The 14,420-nt window shown below is 58.0% G+C and carries 10 protein-coding genes and 1 pseudogene; 8 read left to right on the plus strand and 3 right to left on the minus strand.

Translation table 11 applies throughout. The features are described from left to right. Nucleotides 1-175: 175 nt before the first annotated feature. A complete protein-coding gene (locus ACYJRZ_RS31350; RefSeq protein WP_459465352.1) occupies nt 176-2,143 on the minus strand; it encodes a hydrolase in 1,968 nt (655 codons plus the stop codon). 302 nt (nt 2,144-2,445) lie between these two features. On the opposite strand from ACYJRZ_RS31350, the gene ACYJRZ_RS31355 reads away from it, so the two are divergent. The 3 genes from ACYJRZ_RS31355 to ACYJRZ_RS31365 all read left to right on the plus strand — a co-directional run bounded on the left by ACYJRZ_RS31355 (nt 2,446) and on the right by ACYJRZ_RS31365 (nt 6,014). Continuing rightward, entirely contained in the window at nt 2,446-3,783 is a 1,338-nt protein-coding gene (locus tag ACYJRZ_RS31355; protein ID WP_459465354.1) for an NAD(P)-binding protein, read from the plus strand. A 169-nt stretch (nt 3,784-3,952) separates the two neighbouring features. Further along, nucleotides 3,953-5,035, plus strand: coding sequence for a glycosyltransferase family 4 protein (locus ACYJRZ_RS31360; RefSeq protein WP_459465356.1), 1,083 nt, complete (start codon nt 3,953-3,955; stop codon nt 5,033-5,035). A gap of 46 nt (nt 5,036-5,081) precedes the next feature. Further along, complete coding sequence (locus tag ACYJRZ_RS31365) at nt 5,082-6,014, plus strand: LamG domain-containing protein (RefSeq protein ID WP_459465358.1); 933 nt, start codon at nt 5,082-5,084, stop codon at nt 6,012-6,014. A 47-nt stretch (nt 6,015-6,061) separates the two neighbouring features. Here ACYJRZ_RS31365 and ACYJRZ_RS31370 read toward each other — a convergent pair whose 3' ends face one another. Next, on the minus strand, nt 6,062-7,219 hold the full coding sequence (locus ACYJRZ_RS31370) for a glycosyltransferase (RefSeq protein ID WP_459465360.1): 1,158 nt from the start codon (nt 7,217-7,219) through the stop codon (nt 6,062-6,064). A 462-nt stretch (nt 7,220-7,681) separates the two neighbouring features. Here ACYJRZ_RS31370 and ACYJRZ_RS31375 point away from each other — a divergent pair, with 462 nt between their 5' ends. The 5 genes from ACYJRZ_RS31375 to ACYJRZ_RS31395 are packed head-to-tail and all read left to right on the plus strand — an operon-like array spanning nt 7,682 to nt 14,022. Continuing rightward, nucleotides 7,682-9,334, plus strand: coding sequence for an ABC transporter substrate-binding protein (locus tag ACYJRZ_RS31375; protein WP_459465362.1), 1,653 nt, complete (start codon nt 7,682-7,684; stop codon nt 9,332-9,334). Between the two features lie 38 nt (nt 9,335-9,372). Then, nucleotides 9,373-10,383 (plus strand): ABC transporter permease, encoded by a 1,011-nt coding sequence (locus ACYJRZ_RS31380; protein ID WP_459465364.1) that lies wholly within the window; start codon nt 9,373-9,375, stop codon nt 10,381-10,383. Next, nucleotides 10,380-11,228 (plus strand): ABC transporter permease, encoded by an 849-nt coding sequence (locus tag ACYJRZ_RS31385; RefSeq protein ID WP_459465366.1) that lies wholly within the window; start codon nt 10,380-10,382, stop codon nt 11,226-11,228. Before ACYJRZ_RS31380 ends, ACYJRZ_RS31385 begins: the two co-directional genes overlap by 4 nt. Continuing rightward, nucleotides 11,207-12,931 (plus strand): ABC transporter ATP-binding protein, encoded by a 1,725-nt coding sequence (locus ACYJRZ_RS31390; RefSeq protein WP_459465368.1) that lies wholly within the window; start codon nt 11,207-11,209, stop codon nt 12,929-12,931. Before ACYJRZ_RS31385 ends, ACYJRZ_RS31390 begins: the two co-directional genes overlap by 22 nt. Then, on the plus strand, nt 12,928-14,022 hold the full coding sequence (locus ACYJRZ_RS31395; RefSeq protein WP_459465370.1) for an LLM class flavin-dependent oxidoreductase: 1,095 nt from the start codon (nt 12,928-12,930) through the stop codon (nt 14,020-14,022). The genes ACYJRZ_RS31390 and ACYJRZ_RS31395 overlap by 4 nt, the downstream gene beginning before the upstream one ends. 80 nt (nt 14,023-14,102) lie before the next feature. Here the strand turns inward: ACYJRZ_RS31395 and ACYJRZ_RS31400 are convergent. Continuing rightward, nucleotides 14,103-14,297 (minus strand): annotated as a pseudogene (locus ACYJRZ_RS31400) (alkylhydroperoxidase domain protein); the annotation flags it as partial. Nucleotides 14,298-14,420 lie beyond the last annotated feature (123 nt).

Consider the following 14,420-nt stretch of genomic DNA (forward strand, 5'->3'; position numbering starts at 1 on the left):
GACGGCGCAACTCATAAACGGGTTTTCGAAGGCAGCTTATCGCTGGCGACCGCTCTGCAGTCTTTAGGGCCGGACCGACGCAGGTGCCCGACCCGGAATCTGTCGCCTTCCGAAAGAAACCACGATCGTTAAGGGCCATATCACTCATATACATATCCTTGGCAGCCTCCGTTGTTCAGCGATACAGTCGGGCCGAGACCCCTCGCAGCACATGCGCCATTTCCAGCGCCGCAAGCAGCGGCGGTTTGAAGCGGGGAAAATCACGAGCGATGGCGCCCTCACGCCAAAGATGGGATTTCACCGACATCAGCTTCGCGGCCAGAGCGACTTTCTGCGAACGGTTGAGCACTTGAACAAGATCGGACCGGCCGAAATCCACGGAGCGGGCGCCGACGTCGAGTGCGATAACATCGCTTGGGCTTGGATTGATGATCGCCTGCTTCAGACGAAGCCATGCACGCCCGGCATCCCGCAGCACCTGGCCACCCGTCTCGATCCGTTCGATATATTGCATGGCGCCGGACAGAAGCGGGTTTCCGGCCGAAGGATCCACCGCGCCGAACCGTATATCCCCGGCATTGGACACGACGGTCCCGTCGATTGTCTCACTGAAATGACGAACGGAAGGCAATGCTGGCTCGAACAAGCTTTCGATGATCTGCCAGTATCGCAGAATGACGGTTTCCGGTTTGAAGGGGTTATAAAGATTCTGCTCGACGACGAGGCCCGCGACCCGGGGAAAATGATCTTCGCTCAGGCCCTTATAGTTGCACCGCGCAAACTGGATCGTCTCGAAGCGCTTCTGAGGAAATCCCGCCGACAGCAGGCGCTGCGTACTGCCGTAAAATCCGGTATCGCAAAGAATGATGCGCTGCGCTCCGGCCGAGATCTGTTCCAGGTGGCGAGCGAAGAGGTCGTTCTGCTTGCGAATATCATCAAGAACGTCTCGGCCGGCTTCCGTATCCAGAAGGGCGAAGAACCGCGCGGGATCGAATATATGGCGCCAGCTATCCGGCAACTCATAGCTGCGGCCGCCCAAAGCGCGAGCGACATCGGCAAAACTTCCACCCTCGAATTCGCGTCCAAGCTCGTCCAGGACCGCAGGGCTTCGAAGCACGACCGCAGAGCGCGCGGCGACGAGCCTTGAAATCTGAATATTGTCACGCTTGAGATCGAGGGGAAGCTCCAGCTTTCGCACGACGCGTTCGAACGCTTCGCGGATGCCCATGCCGCCGCGCGCGCAGAAGAGCAGTGCGGTCTCATGCCCAAGTCTTGCCTGCGCAGCATAGAGCCAGATATAGAGGCAAAATTCCGCAACGATTGGCCCGAAGACATCTCGGCCAAACAAGACCTTATCGCTTAGAGCGGATGGCGCAGGGACGTGCCGCCAAGGCTGCTTCCCCAATCGGCTGATCCCCTCCGTCTTTGCTCCGTCCAGTCGCGAGGCATAGCGTTCCAATCGGCTCTTGGGCAGGTGAAGTGTGCGCAATCCCATCGAGGCCGGCATTCGAACATCAGCGATATCGTCATCGCCTATGTGCAGGACGCGAGATGCAGCAACTGACTCATTCTCGAGCATGAGGGAGAACAATGCGCCATAGCGCTTGCTTGCCTGGGCGTCGGCGCTTGAATAGACACGATCGATCAGACCCGGACCATGAAAATGATTGATCAGCGCTGTAAGCTCTGCAGCGGAAAGCGCAGTATCGCTGACGGCGACGATACGGGTTCCCGCCTGTCGAAACTGCCGCAGCAGGGCAGCAAGCCAGGCGTTTGCGCGAAGAACCGTCTTCTCGACCGAAAGCTCTATGGCGATACGCTCGTCAACCAGATCCTCCGGCAAGCCAAGCAATTGAAGCTGCCTGCCGATAATGTCGCTCAGCCGCACCTCCCCGGCCCCTCCGCCCATGTTGAGCGCACGGTAGGCGAACTTCTGTGCGAGCAGGCGGCACCTGACCAGCTCATCCTTTTCGACAGACAGTCCCTTTTCTTTCAGGAGGCGGGCAAACCGCGTTTCGCCGGCGGCGATGCGCGAGCGCTGCGACGTTCCGCGACGTAAGAGCAGAGTGTCGAATACATCGGTGGAAATCAGATCGATTTCGCCAGAGTTCTTGTAGAGATCGTCGAGGCTTGGCCGTAGCACGAGATAACTCCCTCGGCGTTCACCGGAATAGTAATAATCGAGACGGTCGTAATTTATTCGCAATCAAACCTGGCGCTCGTCAGAAGACGAGCCGATCCGCTTCTGATTTAACTACACATATACGGATATAGCAAGTAAAATTACAATATAGATTGAGAATTCACTCGAATTTTTGTTCCATATAGAACTTACACAGATTTGTGATACACCGTTAACGAAGTGAAGTTTGAGCGTTTTTCGACTTAAACTTTCAATAAGCAGAACTAATCTGCCTGATAAAAGCCGCAGCAGGGGACGCTTCCATGAACGATGCGGGTCATTATGCCGCCAACGATGTCATTGCCGAAGTAGAGAGATTTGATGCCATCGTGCTTGGGGCGGGCATCTCTGGACTGGTCTCCGCATCCGTCCTTCAGAAGCAGGGCTATCAGCGTATCCTCATCGTCGATACTTACGACCATGTCGGTGGCAATCATATCGACTGGTCGCACGGAGGATATACATTCGATATCGGTAGCCTGATCTTTCAGGACGATTCCCCGCTGCTCGACCATTTTCCGGAATTGCTGCCGCTTTATGTTCCGATCGAGCCGACATGGGCGCGGTTGAACCCTCAGGGAATGATCACAGCTTATCCGATTTCGGCGCGCGATGACATTTTCAGCGCCGGCGCCGTTGAAGTCATCCGAATTTTCTCCTCGGTCATTTTCGCGCGGCTCTTTCAGAGAAAGATGCGCAATGCGAAAGAATTTGCCCGCTATTGGATCGGAAGCCGCCTACTGCATCGCTCCGGCCTGGAATCCTACATGAAGCGTTTTTACGGAGCTGCTGTCGAAAGCATAGACATCGATCTCGCCCGGAAGCGAATGCTTTGGATCAGCGAGCATGCCTCCTTGAAAAATCAGATCGCGCGCGCATTCCGACGCAGTCACAAAGGACCAAAAAATCGGCAGATGGCTCGTCCGAAGGAAGGTTTTCAGTTCCTCTACCGGGCTGCAGTCGAACGACTTGAGCGGCGCGGCGCGGAGTTTCAATTGGCGGCGGATATGCAGACAGTCCGCAAGGTTCACGATCAGCTCCACCTGCAACTGCAAGACAGGGCCGTGGCTTCACATCGCGTTATCTCGACCATACCCATCCATATGGCCGAAAAGCTATGTGGCCTCGATTCAGGCCGGAAGCTAGAGACGATTACACTCATCTCCCTCTACTTCAGCTTTTCCGGTAATCGCGGCTTTTCGCAATCGATCATCTATAATTTCTCGCATCAAGGCGCCTGGAAGCGCCTTACGATGTACTCCGATTTCTATGGACGGACGGACGGCCGTGACTATTTCACGGTTGAGGTCATCGGCAATCAGATCGGCTGTTCGATAGAGCGGGCAGAGAGTGACTTCAGGGATCATGTTCGTGCCAACGGCCTTTTTGAAGGAGATCTCAAATTGGAAGGCAGCGACATGCTCGGAGAGGCATATCCCATCTATAGCAAGGGTGCAGCCGGCCATGCTGCCCAAGCAACGCAGCAACTCCTGGCATTCGGCCTCGAATCCCTGGGACGCCAGGGTGGCTTCAACTATCAACCAACAGCACGGGCTTCGACGGTGGAAGCAGAAGCAGCATTACAAAAACCAAGGCCATAGGCATCGACAATAGCGCTCCAAATAATTGGAAAACAATTCGAGATAGCGGCGAATTCGATACTAAAAACCTAGTGCTTTGTCATTGCCATGCCGGAATAGCTAAAGCATACTACGCCAGCATCCTCGATATATCGTGTTTATATTTATCACACTTATATAAGGTGCATTCATGCGGATCTTGCATATACTGAATCATACCAACAGGCTGAATGGACATGTCCATGCAGCAGTCGATCTGGCATGTGCACAGGCTCAATTGGGACATAATGTATGTATTGCGAGCGGCGGCGGTGATTTCGACCCGCTGTTGCACAAGAATAATGTCGCGACAGCAATGATCGACCACCAGCGAAAGCCGGTCAATCTCTTGAAATCATCCTTCGCTCTGCGCAAGCACGTCCATGCCTGGCAGCCCGATATCGTCCATGCCCATATGATGACGAGTGCAGTTCTGGCGTGGCCCATTTGCAGGCTGTCGGGCACTCCGCTCATCACCACCGTTCACAATGAATTCGAAAAGAGCGCGATCTTGATGGGCCTCGGAAACCGCGTCATCGCAGTCAGCGAGGCCGTGCGCGCTTCCATGCTCCGGCGCGGAATACCGTCATCGAAGCTTTGCGTTGTTCTCAACGGAACCATTGGTTCGGTTCGCTCCGAAGGCCGCAGCAGAACACCGGTCGATCTGCCATCTCCCAGCATCCTTTTCGTTGGCGGACTACATCCGAGGAAAGGCCTGCCCGACCTCTTCGAGGCCTTTCGCCTGGCGCATGAACAGCATCCCGAGGCCAGACTTACTATCGTCGGAGAAGGGCCCTTCCAGACCAACTACATGGAAATGGTGGCGCAAATGGAGTGCGCTTCAGCTGTCGCCTTCCTGGGTGCCAAGGAGGATCCATTTCCCTGGATGGCTGCGGCGGATATTTTCGTGCTGCCGTCACATGCCGATCCGGCACCGCTGGTTCTTTCCGAAGCTCGCGAGGCAGGGTGCGCGGTTATCGGCAGCAATGTGGACGGGATCCCGCAGCTCCTGGAATACGGGGCGGCGGGGATATTGGTGCCGCCGCACGATCCGCCGGCTTTGGCAGCCGTACTCTGTGAGCTACTTGAGGAACCTGCCCGGATGCAGGAGTGGAAGGACAAGAGCCAAGTTCATCTCGACCGCCTGACGATCAGCCGCGTCGCCCATGAGACACTTGAAATCTATGGCAGCGCTCTTGCAGCAGGCTCGAAGACCGCAGCCGTCGCCGCGTAGAACTTGAACCGTCAGGGACGATGCAATCGATCGAGGAGAAGCAGCAATGCCAAGCCTGACATCCCGGCGCAACGTGCTGATAGGCGCGGCATCGTTGGCAGCGGCTGGCGGCTTATTGCTCGCAAACCGTCATCCGGCAGCGCAAGTACAGCAGGACCCCACCGAAGGCCGCACCATCATCTTCGACGAAAACTTCACAGCGCTCGATCAGACGATCTGGCATGCCGGGGCCAAGGCGACAACTTTTGACAGCGGCTTTTACGGCAGATCGGCCTTCAGCCGTTTCGGCGGCGAGGAAGGGTTCGATCCTTATGCGATCGTGGACGATCCATCCGCCAGCAACGGCAAGGCATTGCAGATCTCTACCCAATACATCGGGCGTCCCATGCAGGTACCGAACTATTACGGCAACAATCTGCCAGAATATCAATGGATATCGGGCAATATCCAGACGGCGAAGCCCGACGGCACGATCCTGAAGGGCTGGCGACAAGGCTACTTCGAGGCGCGGATGTGGTTTCCTGCCCATCCCTTGAGCTTTCCGGCTTTCTGGCTGATGAATGGCAGGAGCATTCTGTTTCCCGCGACGAGCATCGAGCTCGATATAGTCGAGCAGAAGGGCTGGGAGCATGATTTGTACGGCGCCTATCTGCATGAATGGGGAAAGCCCGGCGAGCATCACGAAGGAACTGGCGTTCCCACGAATGTCGATATTACAACCGGCTATTTCCGTTATGGCCTGCTTATCGAGGGTGCGCGTTGCCGCTTCTATTTCGAACGCAAGCAAATCCTGGATCCGAAGACCGGCCAACCTATAGACTGGACGCTTGGACGCGCGGCGGAAATGGACGCGCAGAACGATGTCTTTTGGCCGCTTCTGACGCTTGCGCTGCGCTCGGATGTCCCCTTCCCAGATCCTCTGCAGCCACAGGATCGCCAAACCCACATGCGCGTCGACTATATGCGGGTCTATGCGTGATATCGCTGAAACCCGACAAGCGCCGGGTTTCATGATGCCGTCATTTTTCAGGCAATCAGCGGCGCAGGCCCCAAGGCGGCTATCCGCAAGGCATCTGCATGAACATCCACGACCCGTTCGGTGTCGTAGATATCGATGAAGTTTTGCCGAAATTCGGCATGCGCCCGCTCTTCCTCGAGATGGTCGCAATAATAAAGCATCGCCCTGACAAGTTCCTCGCCTCCGGCAACCGGCACGAGAAGGCCGAGACGTCTGTCGACCAATATGTCGCTCGGGCCGAATTCGCAATCGGTCGAAATGACCGGCAACCCAAACCGCAAGGCTTCACATATTGCTAGCGACCATCCCTCCCAGCGGGACGTTGACACATAGACATCACTTGCCGCCAGTGCCGGAGAGGGGTTGTCGGGATGGTGTTCGACGCTTACCACGGCTGCGAGATCCAAGTCCGCTATCTGGTTACGCAGCTGAGCCTCCCCGTCTCCATAACCCACAACCTTCAACCTGATATTAGGGCGAAGCTTGTAAGCTTCGGCAAATGCCGTGAGAAGAATGTCCTGCCCCTTCTGAAAGGAGAAGCGGCCGACATTGACAAACGTGACGCAGCCCTCCTCGCCCTCTGGCTTTTGAGGGGCATCGAAGCGCCTGACGGGATTGGGCAGCCAATATTGCCGGACGTTGCTTCTGAACATCGCTTTAAACGATTCCAGTTGCCTTGGCGACGTGCCGAACACATAGGTCAGCCGCTTGATGAAATAGACCCTCATCAGAAAGAACAGGATCTTCGCTTTCAGATGGCTCGGCTCTAGCCGCGGGTTGCCGTGCAGATGCATGGCAAAATTCCGCCGGATGCCGATGCAGGCGATCATGCAGATCACCGTCGGCTCGATCTGCGGAACGACGACCAAGTCATAGTCTTTTGCTCCGATGACATCGCGCAAAACCGACATGAGCTCGCGTCTGTTGTGCGCGATCCTGTCGATCGTGTTGTAACTCTGCGTTCCGATCGGCCGGTTTTTATGCTCGGAGGTATAGAGAACATCGATATCGAAATCGGCAGCATATTTATCGGAGAGGGCTGAGCATATCGTATCGACAACTCTCTCGATACCGGCAAACGAACTCGTTCCCGGCTGGATATAGAGGATTCTCTTCGGCGACGCAGGCGATACCTGGTCCGTCACAGTCGATAATGCGGCTTTCATCTGCAAACGCCCTCTTCGACCTATCCGCTCGTCTCTGATTATACTATCATTGTTAAAGGCATATGAGGGAATATTGCCTCAAACTTCAGAGAAAACTATACGAATAATTCTCGTGACCGAATAAATTCTCGTTCGCGGCTATAAGCTCGCACTCCTTCTATTCGAGTGTTCAATCTTTCTGCATGGTCGAAGCGTCTGATCGGCTCGGATTTCAAAGGCCAAAGCTCCCAACATCGATCATGACTGGATCGATGTGAAGGCGCTGTTCGCTCGCAAATGTTTTCCGCTTAAAGTCTCCTCTCTGCCGGGCCTGAAAAATGCTGATCCCCTGCAGCGGCCAAAACCGGCTAAAATAATCCATAAAATTAGTAGAAAAAGAACAACCAGTCTTTCTCCTTTTGGTTCTGCCTGCGTAGGCTCTGTTTTCAGAATTCGCAGAACCCGAACCATCAGGATCTTTCTATGACCGAACGCCTTTTCTCGCTCTCCCTTTCCCGGCGCCGCTTGTTGATCAGCTCATCCACTGTGGCGGCCGGTGCTTTGGTGGCGATGGCAGGCTTTACTCCCGCACATAGTGCCGGCGAGCCTAACAGTGGCGGCGACATCACCTTCCTCATCGATTCATTGGGTGACAGTTGGATCCCGAACAACAGCGCGATTTCCAGTTTCCAGGGTCACATATGGGGTCACGTAACCGACAAGCTCGTCTACGTGGATGCCGACGGCAAGGTGAGCCCCTGGATCGCCGAGCGCTGGGAGCAGAATGACAGTGCCACTGAGTTCACCCTCCATCTCAAGAGTGGTGTGACATTCTCAGACGGCACGCCCCTCGATGCGTCCGCCGCGGTCGCCAATCTCGACATCTGGTATGCCGGACGCAAGAAGGAAGGTATCAATCCGATTGGGCTCTTCCCCAAGACCTACGACCATGCCGAGGCGGTTGACGCAACTACGGTAAAGGTCTTCTTCAAAAAGCCGACGCTCGGTTTCATTCCGACGCTTGGCTATCACGGCTCCATCCTGATCTCCCCAAAGACCATTGCCCGGCCGGCCGCACAACAGGCCGATCTCAGCAAGACCTCCGGCAGCGGACCCTATGTGGTCGATTCATGGAAGGAAGGCGACTTCGTCAAGCTGGTCAAACGCAAGGATTACAACTGGGGTCCCGCGGCCGTCGGCCATACCGGTCCAGCCTATCTCGATACGATCACCTATAAGCTGGTATCCGAACGGTCATTGCGGGTCGCCGCTGTCCAGTCCGGCCAGGCGGACGTTGCCTATAACGCCTCACCGCAGGAGCTGACCTCCCTCAAGCAGGATGGCTTTACCATCGCAACGCCGCGCTATCTCGGCTTCGTCAACGGCTGGGCGATCAATACCAAGCTCGCGCCCTATGATGACATCAAGGTACGCCAAGCCTTGCAGGCCGGCATCAATCGCCAGGAAATCATCGACACGGTCTATACGCCCGACTGGAAGCTTGCGACATCATTCATTCAGAGCAACGTTCCCGGCGCGACCGATCACAGCGAGCTTCTGGCCTATAATCCCGACAGAGCCGAAAAACTCCTCGACGAGGCGGGCTGGAAAAAAGGGGCCGACGGCATACGCGCCAAGGACGGCAAGCAGCTGTCACTGACGCTCAACTCCAACCCCTATCTCGTCACCTCGACGTCGATCGACGAACTCATTGCCCAGCAGCTCGGCAAGATTGGCTGGAAGGTCGACATCCGAGCCTATGACGTCGTGACCTACGGCCAGAAGGTTCAGTATGGCGGCGCCGGCGTGCCGGCCTACGAGGTGACGCGCAGCTTCATCGACGCCGGCACCGTCGCGAGCATCCTGACCGATGCCAATAATGGCGAGAACTGGTTCGCACTCGGAGAGAGCGACGCGAAGATCAACGAGCTGCGCGACAAGATCGCCAGCGCCGGCTCCCTCGAGGCCAGAAACCCGCTGCTGGACGAGCTTCAGAAATATGTCCTCGAGCAAGGCTACTTCATTCCGCGCACACAGATGGTCCAGCGCATCTATGTCCAGTCGCCAAAGCTCAAAGGCGAGACATACAACGGCGTCGCCTATGCCAGCTATTACACGGCCACGATCAGTGACTGACCCGCAGCGTAGCGAAGGAAAGCGAGGAGGTGACGAGCATGACCAATACCTATCTTAGCTATGCCACAAAGCGCCTCGTCCAGGCCGTCATTGTCATCCTGCTGGCCTATGTCTTCACCTTCATCGTCGTCAGCGTTCTGCCGGGCGATCCCGTTACCAACGTTCTGCGCAACCCGCAAAACGGCTTCAGCGAGGCCGAGATCCAGGAAATCGTTGCCGCCCAGGGCCTGGACAAGCCAGTTCTCGTGCAATTGTCGACATCTCTTTCCCGCTTCCTGATCGGCGATCTCGGCCTGTCGATGCGAACCAACCGCCCGGTGACGACCATGATCGCCGAGGTGCTGCCCTCGACGCTCGTTCTCGCCTTCTCCGGTCTGGTCGTCGCGTTGACCCTGGCGATCGTGATTGCCTACGGCACTCAGTTCCTGCCAAAGAGGTTCGGCCAGGGCTTGCTGCGGGGTTTCCCGTCCCTGTTCCTGTCGGTGCCGAATTTCGTGATCGGCCTGGTGCTGATCCATATCTTCGGCTTTCAGCTCGGTCTCTTCCGCGTGATCAATCCCGACAGCTTCTGGGCAACCTTTTTCGCGGCGGTCGCGCTCGGTATTCCGATCTCGGCCCAAATCGCCGAGGTGCTTATCGCCAATCTCGATCACGAGTCGGGACAAGAATATGCCGCCGTCGCGCGCAGCCGCGGCCTCGGCCAGCTGCAGCTTTTTGCCAGGCATCTCCTCAAGCCGTCCTCGCTTCCGGTCATTACCGTCGTCGCGCTGACGATCGGCGAACTGCTCGGCGGCTCACTGATTACCGAAGCGGTGTTTGGACGCACAGGCGTCGGCAGCCTGGTCCAGCGCTCGGTCAGCACCCAGGATCTGCCTGTCCTGCAGGCGATCGTATCACTCGCCGCTGTGGTCTTCGTGCTGGTCAACCTGATCGCCGATCTTGTCTATCCGTTGCTCGACCCGCGCGTGAAATTGTTCGGCGGCACTGACCACCGCCCGACCACCTCTGAAGAGGGACCTGCCGGGATTTCAAAGTCGGTGCTGTCATGACCCTTCTCTCGACCAACACATTCCCGCGCATTACCGCTGGCAGTCGGCTTGCCGGTTTTCGGCTGCCTGCGACGGTTGTGCTCTCCTTCGCGATCGTGGCGATCGTGATCGCCTGGTCGCTCGCACCCGGCCTGTTCACCAGCCACAATCCGGCGGTAGGCATTCCCTCTCAAAAGCTGCTCGCGCCTAGCACCCAGCACTGGTTCGGAACCGATCAGCTCGGCCGCGATCTCTACACCCGCGTTGTCCATGGCTCGGCCTCCTCGGTCAGGAGTGCCCTGATCGCCGTCGTCATCGGTGCGGTCGCCGGCGGCTTCATCGGCTTGCTCGCCGGTTTCTTCGGCGGCCGTGTCGATATCGCCCTTGCCCGGCTGGTCGATGTTCTACTTGCAATTCCGAAATTTCTGCTTGCTGTCATCGTCGTCACAGCGATCGGCTTCGACACCACGAACGCCGCCATCGCCACCGGCATCTCGTCGGTCGCCGTGTTTGCCCGTGTCATGCGTTCGGAAGTCATCAAGACCAGGCAGGCGACCTTCATCGAGGCTTCTTTCCTTTCGGGTGGCTCGCGCTGGCACATCCTGTGGCGGCACATCCTGCCGAACGCATCGCGCTCCGTGCTCCCCCTTGCCGTGCTGCAGTTCGGCGACTCGATCCTGGTGATCGCCAGCCTCGCCTTCCTCGGCTATGGCGATCCACCACCAGCCTCCGATTGGGGTCTGCTGATCTCGATCGGCAAGGACTACCTCAAGTGGCCATGGCTGGTCTACGCACCCGCCTTCGTCACGATCGCGACCGTCCTCTCTGTGAATAGGATCAGCCGATGGCTTCGCAAGATAGACTGAATACAATTCGCACCCGTATCGCCGAGAATGCGCCGATGCTGCAGCGGCAAACGCCATTGCTTCAAGTGGAGGGCCTATCCGTTTCCTACGGCTCGCATAAGGTCGTCAGCAATGTCGGCTTCGAGTTGGCGCGCGGTAAGAGCCTTGCGCTCATTGGGGAATCGGGCTCGGGAAAGTCGACCATTGCACGCGCCGTGCTGCGATTGCTTCCCCGCACGGGACAAGCGACTGGCCGCATCGCGGTCGAGGGCCAGGACGTACTGCAGCTCTCCGAGCGCCGCTTCCGTCAGCTTCGAGGCCGGGCTATCGGCTTCGTGCCGCAGGATCCCGGAAACGCACTCAACCCAGTGCGGACAATCGGTGCGCAGGCGATGGAAGCCGCGGCCCTTATCGACGAGCCCAGCAAGGCGATCCGCAGGGCGCTTGTGCTGGAGACGTTCGCCCAGGTCGGGCTCGACAATCCGCAGCGTGTTTATGATTCCTATCCGCACCAACTGTCCGGCGGCATGCTTCAACGTGTCCTGATCGGACTTGCGGTTCTGCCGCGGCCACGGTTGCTGGTCGCCGATGAGCCGACCTCGGCGCTCGATGTTACGATCCAGAAGAGAATCCTCGACCTGCTCTCTCGGCTGCAGCAGGATCTTGACATCAGTCTGCTGCTCATCACCCATGACCTGGCGATCGCAGCCGAACGGGCAAACTCCCTGGTCGTTCTCAAGGATGGCGTCGTTCAGGAAGCCGGCAGCACCGCAGCCGTTTTCTCGTCACCGGCATCGACCTACGCAAAGAAGCTGCATGCCGATGTTCCGGCGCTTAATCCCGACCGTTACCACAAGCTTCGGGACCCTGGCTTCCGTTTCCTTGATGTCGACAGCACCAAGGTGCCAAAAATCGACGTCAAGGGCATCACCAAGAGCTTCACGGTCGACGGCAAGGTTCTGACGGCCGTCGATGACGTGTCCTTTACCGTTCCGGCGGGCACCACGCACGCGCTGGTTGGCGAGTCCGGCTCCGGGAAGACGACAACGATCCGGCTGCTGCTCGGGCTCGATCAACCGGACGCCGGTAATATTTCGGTCGCTGGGGAAAAACTCAAAGGACGCTCACATCAGTCACTACGCTCCGTATGGCGGCATCTTCAGCTCGTCTATCAAAATCCATTCACGTCGCTCGATCCGACCTGGAAGGTCGAGCAGCTTGTGCGCGAACCGCTCGACAGGTTCGGCATCGGGACTCGTGCCGAGCGGGCGGAACGGGTCCGCGAAGCGCTGTCCAATGTCGGACTCGGCGAGCACCTGCTTTCACGCAAGCCGCAAGCCCTGTCCGGCGGTCAGAGGCAGCGCGTCGCGATTGCCCGTGCGCTGGTCCTGAAGCCGGAAGTGATCGTGCTCGATGAGCCGACCTCGGCACTTGATGTCAGTGTTCAGGCTGATATCGTCGAGGTATTGCTGTCGCTGCAGGCAAGCCTTGGCCTGACCTATATATTCGTCTCCCACGATTTGGCTCTCGTGCGCCAATTCGCCCATACCGTCTCCGTGATGCAGCGCGGGCGTATCGTCGAACACGGCAACGTCAGGGACATCTTCGACAATCCACGCGAGCCCTACACGGTGTCGTTGCTGGAATCGATCCCCGCCGCCGCCCCTCCCCGCGCACTGCTCCCGCAACTCCGCCGGATCATCAGTCAGGAAAAAATCGCATGAACATCGCTGCGCCTGCCGGCACCCTGCCTGCCACATTCCGCCCCAAGCGGCGGCTCGGTTTCAACACCCGGGTTTCATTCAACGATGAGGCCGGCCCGGCGCAGGGACTGCGCGACGGCATAGAACTGTTCAAGGCAGCAGAGCAGCTGGGCTACCAGTCGGGCTGGGCCTATCAGCGCCACTTCGATCACTACTTGTCCTCTCCAATTCCATTCTTTGCTGCGGTCGGCCAACATACAAGCCATATCACGCTGGGGTCGGCTGTTATCCCGATGCGCTATCAGGATCCCATCCTGCTTGCCGAGGCGGCCGGCACCGCCGACCTGCTCATCGGCGAAAGGCTTGAGCTGGCCATCTCCACGGGCGCCAACGCTGCATTCGACGCGGTATTTGGTGCGGTCGACACAGATGCCCGGACGGAAGCAAAGCGCCGCCAGGCGCGTTTTCTTGCGGCAATCGCCGGCGAGATTCTTCACACCGTCGATGGTCCAGGCCAGGGCGCTCCGGAGGGCACCGAACTGCGGGTGACCCCACACAGTCCAACGCTGCGATCGCGTATCCGACAAGGCTCTGCGAGCCTTGCTTCGGCCGTGCAGGCTGCCGAACTTGGGATCGGCCTCATCTCGGGAACCGTGCAGCACGACCACGCCGAAGGCGAGAGTTTCGGAGAATATCAGGCCCGCGCCATCGATGCTTTCCGCGCGACATGGCGGCAGAGATGGGGCACCGAGCCGCCGCCGGTCACGGTCGCGGCATCGATCCTGGTCGGCACTACCGCCGAGCTGCGGGAGAAATATGCCGCTTACGATCTCGAGCGCCGAACCAAGGGTATCGGAGCCTCTCGCCCCAATGGCGCCCTCGAGCCGACCGCACCGGCCATTCAGCCGCCGGGCGTCCAGATTTCTCCGGTCTTCCATGGCACTCCCGATCAGGTGGTCGAAGCAGTGCTTAAGGACCCAGGCCTGGCGGCGGCCGACGAAATTGTGCTTTTCCTGCCGCCCGCTTTCAGTCTTGCAGAGAACGTGCGCCTGCTGGCCGACCTCGCACAGACGGTAGCCCCGAGCTTCGGCTGGTCGCCGACAACGTCATGACGCATTTTATAGCCTGAGAATATCCCCCGAATAATCCGCCACTCAGCCGCGAGAGCGGCGGCTATTGGCAAAACCTTCATTCAGGCCGCTGGCGTTGGTTCGCGAAGCGAAAGCATCAACCGGTTCGCCCAGTTGAAGAAAGCGACTCCATGGTTCACGTCGGCGATTTCCAGATCATCTAAACCTTCTTCGCGCAACCCGCGGACTTGGTTGGCTGCGAATTGCAAGGGGGTGGCCGTCAGCGCAGCTGAAACTTCGACAACGGCATTACATCGTTGAGGCCCGCAGGAGCGAGCGCGGCTCCCGCCACCTGAAAATCACCGTCGATCCGGACTTTGCCGTCAAATGGCTGATGCAGCGGCTGAAACGCTTCCGTGGCGCTTGGCCGGAAATCGACC

Source organism: Rhizobium sp. No.120, assembly GCF_054558365.1.